The following is a 20350-nucleotide window of genomic DNA, read 5'->3' as shown; positions in this document are numbered from 1 at the left end:
TCAGCCCTTGAACTTCGCGGCCACGGCCGCGACGCGCTCGCCGTAGCGGCGCGCGGTCTCGAGGTCGCCGGCCGGGATCTGGTCGGCACCGGCATCGGACGCACATTGCACCAGCAGGCCGACCGAGCCGCCCAGGTTGTTGACGTCGGCGCGGCTGGCGGCCGAGCCGTTGGCCGGCAACAGCCCCAAGCTGACCCAGAGCCCGCCATGCTGGCTGGCCAGGGTCTGCAGCTGGATCAGGCAGGCGCCCTTGTCGCCGTTGAGGCTGGCGCTGGCGGTGAAGCCGCCGAACACCTTGTCCTGCCAGCCGCGGCTGAACCAGGCCTTGGAGCTGGCATCGGCGAACTTCTTGAACTGCCAGCTCGGACCACCCATATAGGTCGGGGTGCCAAAGATGATGGCGTCGGCGCCGGCCAGGGTCTCCCAGCCGCCTTCGGCCAGGTTGCCATCGGCATCGATGGCGAGCAGTTCGGCGTCGGCGCCCTGGGCGACCTGCTGCGCGACGCGTTGGGTATGTCCGTAACCCGAGTGATAGACCACGACTACATTTGCCATCTTTGAAACTCCTGCAATGAAGGCGCCAGCGGCGCCGGAAAAAATGCCCGTCGAATCAGGGCGCGAAAAACTCTTGCCTTCGGCCCGGATCAGGGCGCGAGGTCGAACACCAGCACCTCGGCATCGGCGCCCTGCTCCAGCCGCAGCAGCGACTCCTGCGCCAGCAGCGCGGCGTCGCCGGCCTGGAGCGCCAGGCCGTTGACGCTCAGGCTGCCGCGTACCAGGAACACATAGGCCTTGCGCGCCGGATCGAGGGCAAGTTCGGCCGTTTCTGCGCCGTCGAACAGGCCGGCGTAGAGGCGGGCATCGGCGTGGATCGTCACCGAGCCCTGGGCGCCGTCGCGCGAGGCGACCAGGCAGAGCCGGCCGCGCTTGTCGGCGTCGGCAAAGGCCTTTTGCTCGTAGCCGGGGGCGATGCCGGCCTGGTCGGGCTCGATCCAGATCTGCAGGAAATGCGTGGTCTGGTCGGGCGCATGGTTGAACTCGCTGTGGCGCACGCCGGTCCCCGCGCTCATGCGCTGCACCTCGCCCGGCACGATGGCCTGGACATTGCCCATGCTGTCGCGGTGCGCCAGGCGGCCGCTCAGCACGTAGCTGACGATCTCCATGTCGCTGTGGCCGTGGGTGCCGAAGCCGGTGCCGGGCGCGATGCGGTCCTCGTTGATGACGCGCAGATTGCCCCAGCCCATGTGCTGCGGATCGTAGTAGCCGGCAAAGGAAAAGGAATGGAAGCTCTTGAGCCAGCCGTGGTCGGCATAGCCGCGTTCGCGTGATTGGCGCAGACTGATCATGGCGGGGGTCTCCTGTCTTCTTGGCAATGAATGACCGTACTTTAGAGCCTCGATCCCGCCTGTTCAGCCCAGCATTTTGCCGGCACAATTCAAAAATTGTGAACATCAAGACCCCGACATGCAGCGACAACTGTCCGCCCTCTCGCCCGAGAACCTGGACCTGATCGAGACCGTCGCGCGCACCGGCAGCATGGCGGCAGCGGCGCGCGAGCTCGGGCTGGTGCCGAGCGCCCTGACCTACCGGGTGCGCCAGGTCGAGGACGCGCTCGACGTGCTGCTGTTCGACCGCAGCTCGCGCCGCGCCCGCCTGACCCCGGCCGGTGCCGAGCTGCTGCGCGCCGGCGAGCATCTGCTGCGCGAGCTCGACGCGGTCGCACAGCGGGTGCGTCGGGTCGCGACCGGCTGGGAGCCCGAGCTCACGATCGCGGCCGACGCGCTGATCGCCCGCAGCACCCTGTTCGAGCTCTGCGAGGCCTTCTACGCGCTGGGCGCGCCGACCCGGCTGCGGCTGCGCGCCGAAACCCTCTCGGGCACCTGGGAGGCGCTGCTCAACGGCAAGGCCGACCTCGCGCTCGGCGTGCCGACCGACCTCGCGCCCAGCAGCGGCCTGAGCCTGCAGGAGATGGGATCGGTCGACTTCGTGTTCGCGGTCGCGCCGCACCACCCACTGGCGGCTGCCGAGCGGCCGCTCGACAGCGAGGAAATCCAGCGCCACCGCGCCGTCGCGGCAGCCGACTCCTCGCAGCGCGGACGCGGCGTGACCGTCAACCTGCTGCCCGGCCAGGAGGTGCTGACCGTGCCGACCATGCAGCACAAGCTCGAGGCCCAGCTGCGCGGCCTGGGCTGCGGCTGGCTGCCGCTGCCGCTGGCGCGGCCCTACCTCGACGCCGGCCGGCTGGTCGCCAAGCCGGTCGACCAGCCGCAGCGCAATATACGGGTCGGCTATGTCTGGCGCACCGGCGGCGGCGCAGGACGCGCGCTGGCCTGGTGGCTGGCCCAGGTCGAGCAACCCCGCACCAGGCTCGCACTGCTGGAAAACCATCACCAGTGACGGGACCGGCCGGCACCGCCTGCGCCAGGCCGGCCCTGATGTTAAATTGCCCTCAAACCCAGCCCTAGCGGCACCCACCAGCCGGAGATTCCCGATGAGCTCATCCGACCAGACCCTTGTTTCCAGCCTGCCCGATGGCCAGTCGCCGCGGCGGATTGCCGTGATCGGCGCCGGCATGGCCGGCGTCAGCTGCGCCCGGCAACTGGCGCAGGCCGGCTGGAGCGTGACCCTGCTCGACAAGAGCCGCGGCTGGGGCGGCCGCATGGCCACGCGCAAGACCGAGTTCGGCGGCTTCGACCATGGCGCGCAGTATTTCACCGTGCGCGATGCGCGCTTCGAACGGCTGCTGGACCAGCTCGGCGATCGGGTCCAGCCCTGGGCGCCCGAGACCATGCGCGTGCTCGACCAGGAAGGCCTGGCGCTGGCCCCATCGCCCGCCGCCGCCGAGACCCATTGGGTCGCGACCCCCGGCATGAGCGCGCTGGCGCGCGAACTGGGCGCACCGCTGGCCGACGGCAGCCTGGGCGCCAGCGTGAGCCTGGGCATCCGGGTCAGGCGCATCGAGCGCGATGCCATCCATCCCGAGCAGTGGCAGCTGCGCTGCGAAGGCGCCGAGGGCGCGCAGCAGGTGCTGGGCGGCTTCGACCAGGTCGTGCTCGCGGTGCCGCATCCGCAGGCACTCGAACTGCTGCAGGACTCGCAGCTGGCGCCCGAGTTCCAGCAGGCCCTCGCCTCGGTCGAGGTCGCACCCTGCTGGACCCTGATGCTGGCTTTCCCGCAGGCGACGCCTTCCGAGCAGGAGCCCTTCGGGCCGGCCTGGAGCGCCGCGCGCAGCCAGCAGCACCGGGTGCGCTGGCTGGCGCGCGAGAACAGCAAGCCGGGCCGCGGCAGCATCGAGCGCTGGACCGTGCAGGCCAGCCCCGAATGGTCGGCCGAGCATGTGAACGACAGCGCCGAGCGCATCAGCGCCAAGCTGCTGAAGGGCTTTGCCGAGATCACCGGCATCCGTGCCGAACCCAGCCATGCGGTCGCGCACCGCTGGCTCTATGCCCAGACCCGCCGTCCGCTGGGCCAGCCCTATCTGGCCGATCGCGCGCTCGGCATCGCGCTGTGCGGCGACTGGTGCCTGGGCCACCGGGTCGAGGACGCCTTCGTCTCCGGCCTCGAGCTCGGCCTGCACCTGGCGGCATGAGCGGCTACCGGGGACGCTTCGCGCCCTCGCCGACCGGGCTGCTGCACGCGGGATCGCTGGTCGCGGCGCTCGCGAGCTGGCTCGACGCGCGCGCCCATGGCGGCCGCTGGCTGGTGCGGATCGAGGATGTCGACCTGCCGCGCTGCCCGCCTGGGGCGGCCGACGAGATCCTGCGCCAGCTCGCTGCCTGCGGCCTGGTCAGCGACGAGCCGGTGCTGCGCCAGTCCGAACGCGGCACCGTCTACCAAGCCGCGCTCGACCGCTTGATCGAGCAGGGCTGGGCCTACCCCTGCGGCTGCACGCGCAAGGACATCGCGCAGGCGCTGGCCGCGCGCGGTGACCCGCGCGAGCGCCATGGCGAGCTGGTCTACCCCGGCAGCTGCCGGCCATCGAATGGCGGGCTCAAGGGCAGATTAGCGCGCGCCTGGCGGTTCGACATCGCGGCGGTCGCGACGGCGCTCGGCCTGCCCTCGATCACCCATTGGAACGACCGGCGGCTCGGCGCGCAGCAGCAGGAAGTGGCGATGGAAGTCGGCGACTTCGTGCTGCGGCGTGCCGACGGACTCTGGGCCTACCAGCTCGCGGTGGTGGTCGACGATGCCGAGCAGGGCATCACCGATGTGGTGCGCGGCGAGGACCTGGCCGACAACAGCGCGCGCCAGATCCTGCTGCAGCAGGCGCTGGGCTACCCGCGGCCGCGCTACCTGCACACCCCGCTGGTCTGCGGCGCCAATGGCGAGAAGCTCTCGAAGCAGAACGGCGCGGCAGCGGTCGATCTGTCCGATCCGCTGGCGGCGCTCAACGCGGCGGCTGCCCTGCTGGGCCTGGCTCAGCAGGGCGGATCGGTGATGCAAGCGCTGGACTGCTGGACCCGGCAATGGGCGACTCTCTACAATTCCGCCCCGTGAACACCGAAAACAACGCCTCCCCCACCGACCTGCCGGCTGTCGACGCTCCAGCGAGCGAGACAGCCGCCCAGGCACCGGCCCATGTGGCCCACCCCAAGACCATCAAGAGCTATGTCAAGCGTGCCGGCCGCACCACGACTGGCCAGGCCAAGGCCTTCGAGGACCTGGGACCGAAGTTCCTGCTGAAATACGCGCCGCAGCCGCTCGACGCCCAGGCTGCCTTCGGCCGCGAAGGCAAGCTGATCCTCGAGATCGGCTTCGGCATGGGCGAGGCGACCGCGCATATCGCGCGCGTGCGCCCGGACGACAACTTCCTGTGCTGCGAGGTGCACGAGCCCGGCGTCGGCGCCCTGCTCAAGCGCATCGGCGAGCAGGAGCTCGCCAACATCCGCATCCTGCAGCATGACGCGGTCGAGGTGATCGACCACATGCTGCCCGAGGGCTGCCTGGACGGCATCCACATCTTCTTCCCCGATCCCTGGCACAAGAAGAAGCACAACAAGCGCCGCCTGATCCAGTCGCCCTTCGTCGCCAAGCTGGTCAGCCGGCTGAAACCCGGCGGCTACCTGCACTGCGCGACCGACTGGCAGCCCTATGCCGAGCAGATGCTCGAAGTCCTGAGCGCCGAAGCGCAGCTGGCCAACACGGCCACCGACGCTGGCCTGGCTGGCTATGCGCCCAAGCCCGACTACCGTCCGCTGACCAAGTTCGAGAACCGCGGCCTGCGCCTGGGCCATGGCGTCTGGGACCTGGTGTTCCAGCGCGTCGCCGCCTGATGCGGCCCGCTGCCGCCGGACTTCGCGCGATGAACGACCAGCAGCGCCCGGGCGATCTGGGCAGCCTGGGCAATGTGGGCGATATGCTCGCCCTCGATGCGCTGGCCGCGCAGGCCACCGGCCTGTCCGAGCCGAACCCGCGTGTCGCCTGCCGCCTGATCCTGGCCGATGGCCGGGTGTTCGAGGGCCATACCCAGCAAGCCGGCGGCCCGCATGCCGAGGTGATGGCGCTGCGCGCGGCGCAGGCGGCCGGTGCCGACACGCGCGGTGCAACCGCCATCGTCACGCTCGAGCCCTGCAGCCACCATGGCCGCACCCCGCCCTGCTGCGACGCGCTGATCGCGGCCGGCGTGGCGCGCGTGATCGTCGCGCGGCAAGACCCCAATCCACTGGTCGGCGGCCAAGGCATTGCCAGATTGCGCGCGGCCGGCATCGAGGTCGAACTGCTGCCAACCGATCACCCGCTGGCCATCGCGAGCCGCGAGCGCAACATCGGCTTCCTGAGCCGCATGACGCGCGGCCTGCCCTGGGTGCGCATGAAGATGGCGGCCTCGCTCGACGGCACCACCGCGCTGTCCAATGGCGTGAGCCAGTGGATCACCGCCGAGGCCGCGCGCACCGACGGCCATGCCTGGCGCAAGCGTGCCGGCGCCATCCTGACCGGCATCGGCACCGTGCTGGAGGATGATCCGCGCCTCGACGTGCGGCTGGTCGAGACCGCAAGACAGCCGCTGCGCGTGCTGGTCGACTCCCGGCTCGAGTTGCCGCTGGACGCCAGGATCATCGCGCCGCCCGGTGCCCTGCTGGTCTACACCGCCAGCGACCCGGCAGCGACGACGCCCAAGCGCACCGCGCTGGCCGAGCAAGGCGTGACCGTGATCGACTGCCCCGGCCCGGCCCGGCCCGGCTCACACGCCAAGGTCGATCTGGCGGCCCTGCTGCGGGACCTGGCCCGGCGCGGCGTCAACGAGCTGCATGTCGAGGCCGGCCACAAGCTCAACGGCAGCCTGCTGCGCGAGGGCCTGGTCGACGAGCTGCTGCTGTACCTGGCGCCCAAGCTGCTCGGCCCCGGCCTGGGGCTGGCCAACATCGGCCCGCTGACCGAGCTGGCGCAAGGCGTCGAGCTCGAGTTCGTCGAGGCGACACCGGTCGGGCGCGACCTGCGCCTGCGTGCCCGCCTGCCGGGCCGCTTCGATCGGCAAGACTGACGCCTTCCAGCCCGCCAGCCCCCTGAGCTAGACCCATGGCCCATGTCCCGAAGAACCCCGCGATCGCGATGCGCGACGGCGTCTCGCCGAGCTGCGTCGCGCTGCCGCGCATGAAGGCGCCGCCCTGGCCGACCCTGCTCGACTACCTGGCCGAACGGCTGGCGGCGGTCAGCCGCGCCGAATGGCAGCAGCGCATGCAGGCCGGCGAGGTGGTCGGCGAGAACGGCGAGCCGCTGGCACCTGATCACCCCTACCAGAACGGCGCGCGCGCCTACTACTGGCGCAGCCTGCCCGACGAGCCCGAGATCCCCTACTACGAGTCGATAGTTTTCCAGGACGAGCATCTGGTGGTGGCCGACAAGCCGCATTTCCTGCCCGTGACGCCGGGCGGGCGCTATGTGCAGCAGACCCTGCTGGTGCGGCTGAAGAAGGCGCTCGACCTGCCGAACCTGAGCCCGCTGCACCGCATCGACCGCGAGACCGCCGGCCTGGTGGTGTTCAGCGTGCGGCCGCAGGACCGCGACGCCTACCAGCGCCTGTTCCGCGAGCGCCTGATCGCCAAGAGCTACGAGGCGATCGCGCCGGCCTGCACCCACCTGGACTGGCCGCTGACGCGGCGCAGCCATATCCTCGAGCAGGAGGACGCCTTCTACAAGATGCGCGAGGCGCTGCCGCACGAGGGCCTGCCGGACAACAGCGAGACCGTCATCGAGGCGATCGAGCAGCGCGGTGCCTGGGCGCGCTACCGGCTATCGCCCGTGAGCGGCAAGCGGCATCAGCTGCGCGTGCACATGAACGCGCTCGGGCTGCCGCTGCTCGGCGACCAGTTCTACCCGCAAGTCAGGCGCAAGCCCGGCGAGCTCGAGGACTATGCCGAACCGCTGCGGCTGCTCGCGCGCGCCATGGCCTTCGACGACCCCGTCACGGGCCAGCGCCGCCAGTTCGAGAGCCGGCTCGAGCTCGCCTGGCCCTGAGGACCGGCCGCCCCAAGCAGCAGCCCGGCGGCCCTGCCACTCAGGACTCGACGTGCAGCTGGGCCTGGGCCATGCAGCGTCCCAGCAGCGCGAAATACTCCTCGGTGCGGCCCGTGGCCTGGACATACTTGATGCGGTTGTCTTCCAGGTCCGGGACCAGCTCGATCAGCCCCTTGGCGCGCAGGGTCTTGAGGCGCCGGTGCACGGTGCTCGGCGAGATGGTCGGAAACATGTGCATGGCCGCCATCACCGTCAGGCGGGTGCCCGCATGCCAGGTCACGGCCATGGCATTGAGCATGCGCTCCTCGATCGGATCCATCCCGGGATAGGTCGGCGACTCGCGCAAGGCCTCGACGAGGCTGAGAAAACGTTGAAAACTCATGATCCGGTCTCCTCAAAAATAAGTCTGAATGGCTCGGAGCCCATGTGCTCCACACCATTTGTCGCCTTTTTGATCAGAATGTAAGCGGAAAGTTTCAACTTGCCAAGAAAATCTTGGCCACCTCGGCTCAGGCTGTCAGCAGCAGCTGCGCCTGGCCCAGACCGTCGAACGAGACCTCGACCCGGTCGCCCGCGCGCACCGTCGTCACGAGCCAGGCGCCGGTGGTCACGAGATCGCCCGCGCGCAGTCCCGCGCCATGGGCCGCCGCATGGTCCAGCAGCCAGGGCAAGGTCGCCAGCGGATCGCCGCTCGGATGGCCGCCCTGCCCCTGGAGCCGGGTCTGGCCATTGACCTCGATCCGGCAGGCCAGCCCGGCCCAGTCGGTCGGGCCGTAGCCGGCGAGCTCGGCATAAGGCCGCTCGGGACCGATGACCAGGCCGGCATGCACGCTCTGGTCGGCGATCTTCCAGGCCGTCGGCGCCTGCAGGCCACCCGCCAGCCGGGTGCCGATCAGCTCGATCGAGACGCAGACCGTCCCCAGGCAGGCCAGCAAGTCGGAAGGTCCGGCAGGGCTACGGGCCAGGCGAAATGCCAGCTCGGCCTCGATCAGCCATTCGGGCTGGGCCGCCGCCGGCCAGTGCGCCGGGCTGCTGAGTACCTCGGGCAAGGGCGCGGCTGTCACCAGCGAGGTGCCGCCGACCTTCCAGGCCCGGGGCCCCTCCGGGAACCAGCCCAGCGCCTGCGCCACGCCGGCCTGGATGGCGTAGGCGTCGTCGAGCTCCAGGCTGGCGTCATAGGCTTCGGGCTGCCAGGGCTGGCCCGAGCGGCGGGCTTCGAGCAGGCCCGAGACGATGGCCTGCTGGCGGGCGGATAGGGTCATCGTCAAGGGATTCAGGCGCGCTCGGCGACCCAGGCCGGCACGCTGGCCAGCGCCTCGGCGAGCTTGCTCGAATCGGTGCCGCCGGCCATCGCCATGTCGGGCTTGCCGCCGCCCTTGCCGCCGACTTGGCTGGCGACGAAGTTGACCAGCTCGCCGGCCTTGACCTTGGCCACGCTGTCGGCGGTCACGCCGGCTGCCAGCTGGACCTTGGCGCCATCGACGGCGGCCAGCACGATGGCGGCGGTCTTGAGCTTGTCCTTCAACTTGTCCATCGTGTCGCGCAGCACCTTGGCATCGGCGCCCTGCAGCACGGCGGCCAGCACCTTGATGCCCTTGACCTCGACCGCCTGGCCGATCAGCTCGTCGCCCTGGGCCGAGGCCAGCTTGCCCTTGAGCGCGGCGATCTCCTTCTCGAGCGCCTTGATCTGGTCCTGCGACTGCGCGATGCGGTGGGTCAGCTCGGCGGCCGGCGCCTTGAGCGCGGCGGCGGCCTGGGCGACGGTGCTCTCGAGCGACTGCAGGTAGGCCAGCGCGTTGGCGCCGGTCACCGCCTCGATGCGGCGCACGCCGGCAGCGACGCCCGACTCGGCCACGACCTTGAACAGGCCGATGTCGCCGGTGCGCTGGACATGGGTGCCACCGCAGAGTTCGCGGCTGGAGCCGATGTCGAGCACGCGCACGGTCTCGCCGTACTTCTCGCCGAACAGCATCATGGCGCCGGTCTGCTGGGCGCTCTCGATGTCCATCACGCGCGCCTGGGCAGCAGCGTTGGACAGGATCTCGGCGTTGACGATGGCCTCGATCTGGCGGATCTCGTCGTCGCTCACCGGCGCGTTGTGCGCGAAGTCGAAGCGGGTGCGCTCAGGCGTGACCAGCGAGCCCTTCTGCTGCACATGGGCGCCGAGCACCTCGCGCAGCGCCTTGTGCATCAGGTGGGTGGCGCTGTGGTTGCGCACGGTGGCAAAGCGCAGGTCGGCATCGACCACGGCCTCGACATGGTCGCCGACCGCCAGCGTGCCGGTCTCGAGCTGGCCGTGGTGGCCGAACACGTCGGCCTTGATCTTCTGCGTGTCGGCGACGGCAAAGCGCGCCGAGCCGCTGGTGAGCACACCCTGGTCGCCGACCTGGCCGCCCGACTCGGCGTAGAACGGGGTGCTGTCGAGCACGACCACGCCGGACTGGCCGGATTTCAGCTCGGCCACCGCGACGCCGTCGAGGAAGAGGCCGACCACCTTGGACTGCTGCTGCAACTGCTCGTAGCCGACGAACTCGTTGCCGGCGCCAGAATAGTCGAGCGCCTTGTCCATCTTGAACTTGCCGGCGGCGCGCGCCTGCGCCTTCTGGCGTTCCATCGCGGCGGCAAAGCCGGCCTCGTCGACGCCCAGGCCGCGCTCGCGGCAGACGTCATTGCTCAGGTCGAGCGGGAAGCCGTAGGTGTCGTGCAGCTTGAAGGCGACCTCACCCGGCAGCACCTGGGCGCCATCGGCCAGCGCGGCATCGAGGATCTGCATGCCGTTTTCCAGCGTCTCGTAGAAGCGCTCTTCCTCGGCTTTCAGCACCTCGGTGATGCGCTGCGCGTTGGCGGCCAGGTTCGGGTAGGCCTCGCCCATCAGCGCGACCAGGTCGGGTACCAGCTTGTGGAAGAACGGGGTTTTCTGGCCCAGCTTGTAGCCGTGGCGGATCGCGCGGCGCACGATGCGGCGCTGCACATAGCCGCGGCCCTCGTTGGACGGGATCACGCCGTCGCTGACCAGGAAGGAAGTCGCGCGCACATGGTCGGCGATCACGCGCAGCGAGGGGTTGCCCAGGTCGGTGCAGCCGGTCTCGCGCGCGGCGGCCTTGATCAGCGCGTCGAAGATGTCGATCTCGTAGTTGCTGTGCACGCCCTGCAGGATGGCGGCCAGGCGCTCCAGGCCCATGCCGGTGTCGACGCAGGGCGCCGGCAGCGGCGTCACCGAGCCGTCCTCGGCCATCTCGAACTGCATGAACACGTTGTTCCAGATCTCGATGAAGCGGTCGCCGTCCTCGTCCGGGCTGCCCGGAGGGCCGCCGGGGATATGGTCGCCGTGGTCGTAGAAGATCTCCGAGCAGGGGCCGCAGGGACCGGTGTCGGCCATCATCCAGAAGTTGTCCGACTTGTAGCGGCCGCCCTTGTTGTCGCCGATGCGGATCACGCGGTCGGCAGGCAGGCCGATCTCCTTGGTCCAGATGTCGTAGGCCTCGTCGTCCTCGGCGTAGACGGTGGCGAGCAGGCGCTCGGCCGGCAGCTTGTAGACCTCAGTCAGCAGCTCCCAGGCCCATTTCAGCGACTCGCGCTTGAAGTAGTCGCCAAAGGACCAGTTGCCCAGCATCTCGAAGAAGGTGTGGTGGCGCGCGGTGTAGCCCACGTTCTCGAGGTCGTTGTGCTTGCCGCCGGCGCGCAGGCAGGCCTGCACCGAGGCCGCGCGCACATAGCTGCGCTTGTCGGTGCCGAGGAACACGTCCTTGAACTGCACCATGCCCGAGTTGGTGAACATCAGCGTCGGGTCGTTGCCCGGCACCAGCGGGCTCGACGCCACCACGGTGTGGCCCTTGGCGGCGAAGAAGTCCAGGAAGGTCTTGCGGATCTCGGCCACGGAGGCCACGGGTTTTGCTGAAGGCTGGGTCATGGGCTTAGGTTTGGGACGCAGACGACTCGAGTGCGCCACGAATGAATGGGTCAATGCCGGACGGGTCCGGGTCAATCGCCCATTTTAAGACTTGGCACGCCCGGCCGCCTGGCAATCCGCTGCCGCGCTGGCCAGCAGGTGCGCGGCCAGCGACTGGCGGACTCACTCCGCGACGAAGCCGGAAGCCTTGACCGCCTGCTCCCAGAGCCTGGTGGAGCCGGCCGTGCGGGCCACCAGTTCCTCGGGCGACTTGCCCACCGGGATGAAGCCCATCGAAATCAGCTTGTCCTTGACTTCGGGCAGGGCCATGACCTTGGTCAGGGCCTTGCTCCAACCCGCCACCGCGGCCGCCGGCGTGTTGCCCGGGGCATACAAGGCATTGAAGCCCAGTCCGGTGGCGCTGGCGTAGCCAGACTCGGCAAAGGTGGGCACGTCAGGCAGCTGGGGCGCACGCTGCGGCGTCGACACCGCCAGCACGCGGATCTTGCCGGCGCGGTGGTTCTCCAGCATGCTGCCCATCACGTCGACCGCCATCGGGATCTGGCCACCGATCAGCGCCATGTTGACCGGCGCGCTGCCCTGGAACGGCACCGGCTCGAGCTTGACCCCGATCGCATCGCCAAAGATCGTGCCGTAGAAGTGCGGCGGTGCGCCCACTGCCGGAGTGCCGAACATGGCCATGTTCGGACTCCTTTTGATGCCGCCGACCAGATCAGCCAGGGTGTTGATCTTGCTCTGCGGATTGACCGCGATCGCGAACGGAAACTCGGCCACGGTGCCGATCGGCGTCAGGTCCCTGGCCGGGTTGTAGTTCAGCTTGGCCACGGTGAAGGGATAGAGCGAGGCCACGGCATCCGGCCCGAACATCACCACGCTGCCGTCATTCGGTGCGTTCTTGAGGATGTCGACCGCCAGCCGGCCGCCAGCGCCAGGCTTGTTATCGACGATGATCGTGCGGTTGAGCTCGCCCTTGAGCTTGTCGGCCAGCAGGCGGGCGATGGTGTCGAACGAGCCCCCGGCCGGAAAACCGAGCAGGATCTTGGCGGGACGCTCCTGTGCCTGGACCGGCAGGACGGCCGAGGCGGCGAGCAGGCTGGCGAGCAGCGCGTGGCTGGCATGGCGGCGGGTGAGGCGGATCATGTTGTCTCCTTGTCGTGGTAAGAAAATCGTCAACCCTGCCGGGCGGCGACGGTTGCCGCGCCGTCGCGGACATCCTGCTCGGCCTGCGCGCGGCGCCACAGCACCTTGCCGGTGGCGGTGCGCGGCAGCTCGGCGACCAGCTCGATGACGCGCGGGTACTTGTAGGCGGCCATGTGCTCGCGCGCCCAGGCGATCAGCTCGTCCGCGCCGACCTGGCCGCGGTGGCTGTCGCGCAGCACGACGAGGGCCTTGACGGTCTCGCCGCGGTAGGGGTCGCGCGTCGCGATGACGCAGGACTCCTTGATCGCGGGGTGGCGGTGCAGCAGGGCCTCGACCTCGGCCGGCCAGACCTTGAAGCCGCTGGCGTTGATCATGCGCTTGAGGCGGTCGGCCATGTAGTAGTAGCCGTCTTCATCGACCCGGCCCAGGTCGCCGGTGCGGAAATAGCGCTGGCCGTCGATCTCGATGAAGGCGTCGGCCGTGGCCTGGGGCTGCCGCCAGTAGCCCTGGAACAGCTGCGGGCCCGCGACCAGGATCTCGCCCACCTCGCCGGGCGGCAGGCGGCGGCGCGTCTCGGGGTCGATGACACAGGCCCTGGTGCCGACATAGGGGATGCCCAGGCAATGGCGGCGCGGCGCCGACAGGGTGTTCTTGTGCGTGGGCGCTGCGGTCTCGGTCAGGCCATAGCCTTCCACATACTGGACCCCGAACACGGCGCTCAGCCTGTCGGCCACCGCATCGGGCATCTGCGCACCTCCGCCGCCGATGTAGCGCAGGCTGGACAGGTCATACTGGTCGAGGTCGTCGCCGCCCAGCAGGTCGATCACCATGGTCGGGATGTTGGGCCAGTGCGTGACCTTGTGGTCGGAGATGTCGCGTGCGGCGCGCTTGCGGTCCCAGCGCGGCAGCAGCACCATCTTGCAGCCATGGCGGATGCTGGCCAGCATGCCCATGACCAGGCCGGTGACATGGAACATCGGCACCACGATCAGGGTCACGTCGCCCGGCCCCATGCCCAGCCAGGGTGCGGCGCCCAGGGCGTTGTGCAGCAGCGAGGCATGGCTGTGCATGCAGCCCTTGGGCGCGCCGGTGGTGCCGCTGGTGTAGCCGAGCATGGCCAGGTCGGCGCCGCGGCGGCTGACCTCGGTCGGCATGATCTGCCGCGCCACAAGATCCTGCCAGCGCTGCACCGCCAGGCCCGGCACCTCGGGCGCGGGGTGGCGGACCGGCAGCCAGTTCTGCCACAGCGCCGGCCAGCTGGCGGCGTCCGGCTCGAAATCCGGCGGCAGCGCCTCGACCAGGTCGAACAGCACCAGCTGCTCCAGCCCTGCCGGCACGGCCGCGCTGGCCTGCGCCAGTTCGGCCGCGATGTCCGACGAGGCCAGCGCGATGCGGGCCTGCGAGTCGGTGATGTAGTGCTCGAGCTCGTCGGCCTTGTTCATCGGATTGACCGGTACCACCACCCCGCCGGCGCGCAGCACGGCGTGGAAGCCGATGATGTACTGGGGGCAGTTCTGCATGAACAGCAGCACCCTGTCGCCGGCCTGCAGGCCGAGCTGCTGCAGGGCGCCAGCGAGCTGCTCGGCCTCCCGGTGCAGCTGCTCCCAGCGGTAGTCGCGGCCCAGGAAATGCAGCCCAACCTGCTGCGGCGCGCCCTGGGCGCGGGCCGCGAAGCCCTGCCACAGCGACTCGTCCGGAATGCTGATCTGCCGCGGTACGCCCTCGGGCCAGAAGCGCCAGTGCGGTTGTTGCTCGATCTGGTTCATGCCTGTCTCCTTGTCGTTTTTTTCTGGGGTCGGCTCAGAGCACTTCGAAGATGCCGGCCGCGCCCATGCCGCCGGCGATGCACATGCTGACGCCGACCAGCCGGGCGCCGCGGCGCTTGCCCTCGATCAGGGCGTGGCCGGTCAGGCGCTGGCCGCTGACACCGTAGGGGTGACCGAGCGCGATCGCGCCGCCGTTGACGTTGAGCCGTTCGGCCGGGATGCCGAGCCGGTCGCGGCAGTACAGCACCTGGACGGCAAAGGCCTCGTTGAGCTCCCAGAGGTCGATGTCGTTGACCGACAGCCCGAGGCGCTGGAGCAGCTTGGGGATCGCGAACACCGGACCTATGCCCATCTCGTCGGGCTCGCAGCCGGCGGCCGCGAAGCCCAGGAAGCGGCCCAGCGGCTGCAGGCCGCGACGCTGCGCCAGCGTGTCATCCATCACGACGCAGGCGCCGGCGCCGTCGCTGAACTGGCTGGCATTGCCCGCCGTGACCAGGCCGCCGGGCAGCGCCGGCCGCAGGCCGGCAATCGCCTTGACCGTGGTGCCGGCGCGGATGCCTTCGTCCTGGCTGAGCGTGACCTCGCGCGTGACCAGGCCCTGCCGCGGGTCGGCCACGCCCATGGTGACGGTGATCGGCGCGATCTCGGCATCGAACCGGCCGGCGGCCTGCGCCGCATGCGCCCTTTGCTGGCTGGCGGCGCCATATTCATCCATCGTCTCGCGGCCGATGCGGTAGCGGCTGGCGACCTGCTCGGCGGTCTCGAGCATGCCCCAGTACATGGCCGGCTTGATCCGTGCCAGCTCGGGATCGTTCAGCATGGCGCTGTTCATCTGGACGCAGGAGATGCTCTCGACCCCGCCTGCGACATAGACCGCCCCCTCGCCGGCAATGATGCGCTGCGACGCCAGCGCAATCGCCTGCAGCCCCGAGGAGCAGAAGCGGTTGACCGTCAGGCCGGGTACCTCGACCGGGCAGCCGCCGGCCAGAGCGCTCTGGCGCGCGATGTTGAGTCCGGTCGTGCCTTCCGGGAAGGCGCAGCCCATGATGACGTCCTCCACCTCGGCGGCCTCGATGCCGGCGCGCGCGATCGCGTGCCGCACCGCGTGGCCGCCCAGCGTCGCGCCATGGCTCATGTTGAAGGCGCCCTTCCAGCTCTTGGCCAGCGGCGTGCGGGCCGTCGAAACGATCACGGCTTGTGTCATGTTCAATATCTCCCGGCCATCAGCCGTTGAAACGGCCGCCCGCGGCGACTAGGCGCTGCAGCCACTCGGCCGGCTGCCAGAAAACGGCATCGCCGTTGGGCGCTTGCGCGAACTGCCTCATGGTCTCGGCGACCTCGAACAGGCCGAGCTGGTCGGCGTAGTGCATCGGGCCACCGCGCCAGGCCGGAAAACCGTAGCCGGTCAGGTAGACCAGGTCGATGTCGCTGGCACGCGCCGCGATGCCCTGCTCCAGGATGCGGGCACCCTCGTTGACCAGCGCCAGCAGCAGGCGCTGCACGATCTCCTGCTCCGGCACGCGGCGCGGCACGATGCCGATCGCCTGGCGGTGCTGCTCGATCAGCTGCTGCACCACCGGGCTCGGGATCGCGTCGCGCCGGCCCGCCACGTAGTCGTACCAGCCGGCGCCAGTCTTCTGGCCAAAGCGGCCCAGCTCGCAGAGCCGGTCCGCGACCGCGCTGTGGCGGATCTCGGGCCGCTCAAGCCGGTGCCGCTGGCGGATATACCAGCCAATGTCGTTGCCGGCCATGTCGCTCATGCGGAATGGCCCCATCGGGAAGCCGAACTTCTCCATGGCCCGGTCGACCTCGGCCGGGCTGCAGCCTTCCTCGAGCAGGAAGGCCGCCTGGCGCAGATAGGGGTCGAGCATGCGGTTGCCGATGAAGCCGTCGCACACGCCCGAGACCACGCAGGTCTTGCGGATGCGCTTGCCCAGCGCCATCGCCGTGGCCAGCACCTCGTGCGAGGTCTGCACGCCGCGCACGACCTCGAGCAGCTTCATCAGGTGGGCCGGGCTGAAGAAATGCAGGCCGACGACATCCTGCGGCCGCTGCGTGAAGGCGGCGATGCGGTCGAGGTCGAGCGTCGAGGTGTTGGACGCCAGGATCGCGCCCGGCTTCATCACGGCGTCGAGCTGGCGGAACACGCTTTCCTTGACGCCCATGTCCTCGAACACGGCCTCGATCGCCAGGTCGGCCTGGGCCAGGTCGGCGTAATCGAGGCTGCCCCTGAGCAGGGCCAGACGTTCGTCAAGCTGGCCGGGCTTGAGCCGGCCCTTGCGCAGCTCGGTCTCGAAATGCTGGCGGATGCTGGCCAGGCCACGGTCGAGCGCCTCCTGCTTGGTCTCGAGCAGGGTGACGGGCAGGCCCGCCTGCAGCAGGCTGATCGCGATGCCACAACCCATGGTGCCGGCGCCGACCACCGCCACCGACTGCACGTCGCGCGGCCGGATGCCGGGCGGCATGTCGGCAATCCGGGATGCCGCGCGCTCGGCCAGGAAGGCGTGGCGCAGCGCGGCGCTCTCGGGCGACTCCATCAGCAGCCTGAAGCTCTGGAACTCGATCGCCATGCCTTCATCGAAGGGGGACCGGGTCGCGGTCTCGACCAGGTCGACGGCCTTGACCGGCGCCGGCAGCGGCCCAGCCTTGCCCTTGACCAAGGTGCGGGCGAAATGGAAATAGCCATCGGCGCGCGGGTGGCTGCAGGGCAGGTCGCGCAGCCTGGGCAGCGGCTGGCCGGCGGCCTGGGCGTCGGCTCCGGCGCGTGCCAGGGCAATCGCCTCGTCGCGCAGGGTCTCAGCACCAGCGGCCAGGCGGTCGAACAGCCGCTGGCCCGGGATGGCGGCGAGCTGCTCGGCCTTGACCGCATCGCCCGAGACGACCAGGTTGAGCGCGGGCTCGACGCCCAGCGCGCGCGGCAGGCGCTGGGTGCCGCCGGCGCCCGGCACCAGGCCGAGCTTGACCTCGGGCAAGGCCAGGCTGCAGTCCGGCGTCGCGATGCGGTAGTGGCAGCCGAGCGCAAGCTCGAGCCCGCCACCCATGGCCACGCCGCCCAGGGCCGCCACCACGGGCTTGGGCGAGCGCTCGACCATGGCGATCAGCTGGCTCAGGTTCGGCCCCTGGAAGGCGAGCGGGCTGCCGAACTCCTTGATGTCGGCCCCGCTCGAGAACACCCTGGCAGCGCCCATGAGCACCACCGCCCTGACCTCCGGGTCCTGGCGGGCCTGCTCCAGTGCCTTGACTGCCGCCTGGCGGATCGCCAGGCTCAGGCCGTTCATCGGCGGGTTGTCCAGGCGGATCAGCGCCACCTCGCCGTACAAGTCGTAGTGAACTGTCATCTCTGTCCTTCCGGCCTCAGCGGCGCGCGTCATCGCAGATGGCGCGTGCGATGATTTCCTTCATGATCTCGGAGCTGCCGGCGTAGATGCGCTCGATGCGGGCATCGCAGTAGGCGCGCGCCACCGCGTACTCCTGCATATAGCCGTAGCCGCCGTGCAGCTGCACGCACTCGTCGGTGACGCGGTCGAGCAGCTCGGAGTGCCAGAGCTTGCCGGCCGAGGCGCCAACCGAATCGAGTCCGCCAGTCAGATGGCGCTGGATCATGCTGTCGCACAGCGCACGGCCAGCCTGCAGGTCGGCCCACAGCGCGGCGAGCTTGAAGCGGGTGTTCTGGAAGTCGGCGATGCGCTGCTTGAAGGCCTTGCGCTCCTTGACATAGGCCTGGGTCCACTCGAACACGGCTTCGGCACGCGCCTGGCAGTTGACCGAGATGCAGAGCCGCTCCTGCGGCAGCTCCTGCATCATGTAGCGAAAGCCCTTGTTGACCTCGCCGAGCAGATGGTCGGCCGGCACCCGCACCTGGTCGAAGAACAGCTCGGCCGTGTCTTGCGCATGCTGGCCGATCTTGTGCAGGTTGCGCCCGCGCGAGAAGCCCGGCATGTCGGCGGTGACGACGAACATCGAGATGCCTGGCTTGCCCTGCCCGTCCTCGGTCGCGGCCGCGACCACGATCACGCTGGCGTTCTGGCCGTTGGTGATGAAGGTCTTCTGGCCGCTGATCAGCCAGTCGTCGCCGTCGCGCACGGCGCGGGTCTTGATCGCCGCCAGGTCGCTGCCCGCACCCGGCTCGGTCATCGCGATCGAGCCGACCCATTCGCCGCTGACCATGCGCGGCAATACCTTCTGCCGCACGGCCGGACTGCCGTAATGGACGATGTAGGGCGCGACCACCATCGAGTGCAGGTTGAAGCCCGGCCCGGTAGCGCCGATGCGGCAGAGCTCCTCGGCGACGATCACGTCGAACAGCAGGTCGGCGCCCGGGCCGCCGTCCTCCTCCGGTAGCCAGCAGCACAGCAGGCCGTTCTCGCCCGCCTTGCGCCAGAGTTCCAGCGGCACGCCATGCGCCTGCTCCCAGGCCGCATGGTGCGGCGCGATCTCGTTTTCGCAGAAGCGTCTCACCTGGTCGCGAAAGGCTTCGTGCTCGGGGCTGAAGAAGGGTCGGGGCAGCAAGTCCAAGGGGCTCTCCTGTCTGGGGTCATCGATTGAGCGCGAGCATAGCGGATTTTGTCAACCAATGTTGACTAATTAGGGAAAACGATAGGCAGCACCGGCCCGGGCCGGGCGACACCGGCGCCTGAGCGAGAATCACGCCATGCGTCAACACAAACCGTTCCTGCGCCGATTGCTGCTGTCGCGCACCGACTGGATGGAGCAGCGCCTGATTGCCAGCGCGGAACGCCACGGCTATGGCGATGTCACGGCCGCCATGAGCCGCCTGTGCGCCCACCTGGCTGGCAAGCCCATGGGGCTGTCGGAGCTGGCCCGGCGGCTGGCCGTATCGCGCCAGGCAGTGCACAAGCTGGCCAGCGAGGCGGCCAGCCTGGGCTATGTGGAATTCATCGACAGCGAGAAGGATGGCCGCATCAAGCTGCTGCGCTTCACCCAGAAGGGCTGGGACATGGCGGAATCGGCCGAGCGCGAGCTGCTGGCGATCGAGGCCGAACTGGCCGAGCAGATCGGCCCCGAGCGGCTGGAACTGCTCAAGGAGATCCTGGCCCTGCCCTGGTCGGCGCAGGAGCGGGAGCGCCGCGACCTGCGCGGCAGCCTGCAATCCGCCAATTTATCAACCAATATGGACAAATCAACCCATCAGGCAGAATGACAGGCGCCGCCTGGCTGCAGCAAGGCTTGGGCGTGCAGCGCGGCAAGGATGCGCGCTGGAATCAGCACAGCACGATCGTACCGCCCGCCCGCTGCGCTCAGACCACCAGCGGCGTCAGGCCGCCGTCGATCGACAGCACTGCTCCGTTGACATAGCTCGCGCGCGCCGAGGCCAGGAAAACGACCGCATCGGCGATCTCGCGTGGCTCGGCGATGCGGCCCATCGGGTGGCACTGGTTGATGCGATCGAGCGCCTGCTGCGGCGTGATGCCCTGCAGCCTGGCCTCGGCCAGCAGGCCCTCGTCGAGCCGCTCGGTCCGGGTCTGGGCCGGGTTGACGACGTTGACGCGCACGCCACAGCCGGCATAGGCCGCCGCCAGGCCGGAGCTGGCCAGCATCAGCGCCGCATTGGCCGAGCCGCCCGGCAGATGAATCGGGCTGGCGACCTTGCCGCCCATGCCGGCCACGTTGACGATCACGCCGCGACCGCGCGCGGCCATCTGCTTGATCAGCGGGTCGATCACATGCAGGTAGCTGAAGAACTTGGCCTGCATCGCCTCGTGCCAGGCGGCAGGCGTCAGTTCGTCGGGCGGGGTACGGCGCGCTGCGCCGGCGCAGTTGACCAGCACGTCAACCGGACCCAGGCCCGCGGGCGCGGCGGCCTGGGCCTGCTCGACCATGGCTTGCGCGGCGACGGGATCGCGCAGGTCGGCGCTCAGCAGACGGATGGCGTCGTCGCGGCCCGGCTGCTGCTCGAGCAGGCTGGCGCGCGCCGCCTGCAGATGGCCGCTGTCGCGGCCGACCAGGGTCACGCGGGCACCTTCGGCCAGGAACTGGCGCGCGCAGGCGAGTCCGATGCCGCGGCTGCCGCCGGTGATCAATGCATGCTGGTCTTGAAGCTGGAGGTCCATGGCGCTGC

General features: G+C 69.7%; 18 protein-coding genes. 7 read left to right on the top strand and 11 right to left on the bottom strand.

Features of this window, described 5'->3' with window-relative positions; translation table 11 throughout:
• A complete protein-coding gene (locus tag C6P64_RS04960; RefSeq protein ID WP_105747482.1) occupies positions 1–555 on the bottom strand; it encodes a flavodoxin family protein in 555 nt (184 codons plus the stop codon).
• 89 nt (positions 556–644) lie between these two features.
• Positions 645–1346, bottom strand: coding sequence for a pirin family protein (locus tag C6P64_RS04955; RefSeq protein ID WP_105747481.1), 702 nt, complete (start codon positions 1344–1346; stop codon positions 645–647).
• A 118-nt stretch (positions 1347–1464) separates the two neighbouring features.
• Between C6P64_RS04955 and C6P64_RS04950 the strand changes: the two genes are divergently transcribed.
• From C6P64_RS04950 to C6P64_RS04925, 6 genes are all read left to right on the top strand, one after another.
• Positions 1465–2397: a LysR family transcriptional regulator gene (locus tag C6P64_RS04950; protein ID WP_105747480.1), complete on the top strand. Its 933-nt coding sequence runs from the start codon at positions 1465–1467 to the stop codon at positions 2395–2397.
• A gap of 94 nt (positions 2398–2491) precedes the next feature.
• The gene (locus C6P64_RS04945; protein ID WP_105747479.1) at positions 2492–3589 is read left to right on the top strand and encodes an NAD(P)/FAD-dependent oxidoreductase; all 1098 of its coding nucleotides are present in this window, start codon (positions 2492–2494) and stop codon (positions 3587–3589) included.
• On the top strand, positions 3586–4497 hold the full coding sequence (gluQRS, locus tag C6P64_RS04940; protein ID WP_105747478.1) for a tRNA glutamyl-Q(34) synthetase GluQRS: 912 nt from the start codon (positions 3586–3588) through the stop codon (positions 4495–4497). The genes C6P64_RS04945 and gluQRS overlap by 4 nt, the downstream gene beginning before the upstream one ends.
• Positions 4467–5273: a tRNA (guanosine(46)-N7)-methyltransferase TrmB gene (trmB, locus tag C6P64_RS04935; RefSeq protein ID WP_105747477.1), complete on the top strand. Its 807-nt coding sequence runs from the start codon at positions 4467–4469 to the stop codon at positions 5271–5273. The genes gluQRS and trmB overlap by 31 nt, the downstream gene beginning before the upstream one ends.
• 83 nt (positions 5274–5356) lie before the next feature.
• Positions 5357–6481, top strand: a complete 1125-nt coding sequence (gene ribD / locus C6P64_RS04930; RefSeq protein WP_105747500.1) for a bifunctional diaminohydroxyphosphoribosylaminopyrimidine deaminase/5-amino-6-(5-phosphoribosylamino)uracil reductase RibD — start codon at positions 5357–5359, stop codon at positions 6479–6481.
• Positions 6482–6516: 35 nt separating this feature from the next.
• Positions 6517–7455: a pseudouridine synthase gene (locus tag C6P64_RS04925; RefSeq protein WP_105747476.1), complete on the top strand. Its 939-nt coding sequence runs from the start codon at positions 6517–6519 to the stop codon at positions 7453–7455.
• A gap of 40 nt (positions 7456–7495) precedes the next feature.
• Here the strand turns inward: C6P64_RS04925 and C6P64_RS04920 are convergent, their stop codons facing one another.
• The 8 genes from C6P64_RS04920 to C6P64_RS04885 form a co-directional block, all read right to left on the bottom strand.
• The gene (locus C6P64_RS04920; protein WP_105747475.1) at positions 7496–7837 is read right to left on the bottom strand and encodes a helix-turn-helix domain-containing protein; all 342 of its coding nucleotides are present in this window, start codon (positions 7835–7837) and stop codon (positions 7496–7498) included.
• Between the two features lie 127 nt (positions 7838–7964).
• On the bottom strand, positions 7965–8717 hold the full coding sequence (locus tag C6P64_RS04915) for a 2-keto-4-pentenoate hydratase (RefSeq protein ID WP_105747474.1): 753 nt from the start codon (positions 8715–8717) through the stop codon (positions 7965–7967).
• Positions 8718–8728: 11 nt separating this feature from the next.
• Positions 8729–11365 (bottom strand): alanine--tRNA ligase, encoded by a 2637-nt coding sequence (gene alaS, locus C6P64_RS04910; RefSeq protein WP_105747473.1) that lies wholly within the window; start codon positions 11363–11365, stop codon positions 8729–8731.
• A 162-nt stretch (positions 11366–11527) separates the two neighbouring features.
• Positions 11528–12505 carry a Bug family tripartite tricarboxylate transporter substrate binding protein gene (locus tag C6P64_RS04905; RefSeq protein WP_105747472.1) on the bottom strand — a complete coding sequence of 326 codons (978 nt, stop codon included), beginning with the start codon at positions 12503–12505 and terminating at the stop codon, positions 11528–11530.
• Between the two features lie 29 nt (positions 12506–12534).
• On the bottom strand, positions 12535–14271 hold the full coding sequence (locus C6P64_RS04900; RefSeq protein WP_105747471.1) for a long-chain-fatty-acid--CoA ligase: 1737 nt from the start codon (positions 14269–14271) through the stop codon (positions 12535–12537).
• Between the two features lie 34 nt (positions 14272–14305).
• A complete protein-coding gene (locus C6P64_RS04895; RefSeq protein WP_105747470.1) occupies positions 14306–15475 on the bottom strand; it encodes an acetyl-CoA C-acyltransferase in 1170 nt (389 codons plus the stop codon).
• A 19-nt stretch (positions 15476–15494) separates the two neighbouring features.
• On the bottom strand, positions 15495–17609 hold the full coding sequence (locus tag C6P64_RS04890) for an FAD-dependent oxidoreductase (RefSeq protein WP_105747469.1): 2115 nt from the start codon (positions 17607–17609) through the stop codon (positions 15495–15497).
• A gap of 16 nt (positions 17610–17625) precedes the next feature.
• Entirely contained in the window at positions 17626–18780 is a 1155-nt protein-coding gene (locus C6P64_RS04885; protein WP_105747499.1) for an acyl-CoA dehydrogenase family protein, read from the bottom strand.
• Between the two features lie 142 nt (positions 18781–18922).
• On the opposite strand from C6P64_RS04885, the gene C6P64_RS04880 reads away from it, so the two are divergent.
• The gene (locus tag C6P64_RS04880; protein WP_105747468.1) at positions 18923–19432 is read left to right on the top strand and encodes a MarR family winged helix-turn-helix transcriptional regulator; all 510 of its coding nucleotides are present in this window, start codon (positions 18923–18925) and stop codon (positions 19430–19432) included.
• Positions 19433–19529: 97 nt separating this feature from the next.
• Here C6P64_RS04880 and C6P64_RS04875 read toward each other — a convergent pair whose 3' ends face one another.
• A complete protein-coding gene (locus C6P64_RS04875; RefSeq protein WP_105747467.1) occupies positions 19530–20342 on the bottom strand; it encodes an SDR family NAD(P)-dependent oxidoreductase in 813 nt (270 codons plus the stop codon).
• Positions 20343–20350: the final 8 nt, after the last annotated feature.

Source organism: Malikia granosa, assembly GCF_002980595.1.
GTDB classification, from domain to species: domain Bacteria; phylum Pseudomonadota; class Gammaproteobacteria; order Burkholderiales; family Burkholderiaceae_C; genus Malikia; species Malikia granosa.
The sequence above is the reverse complement of the archived record's forward strand: the minus strand, read 5'-3'. Positions and strand labels throughout refer to the sequence as shown.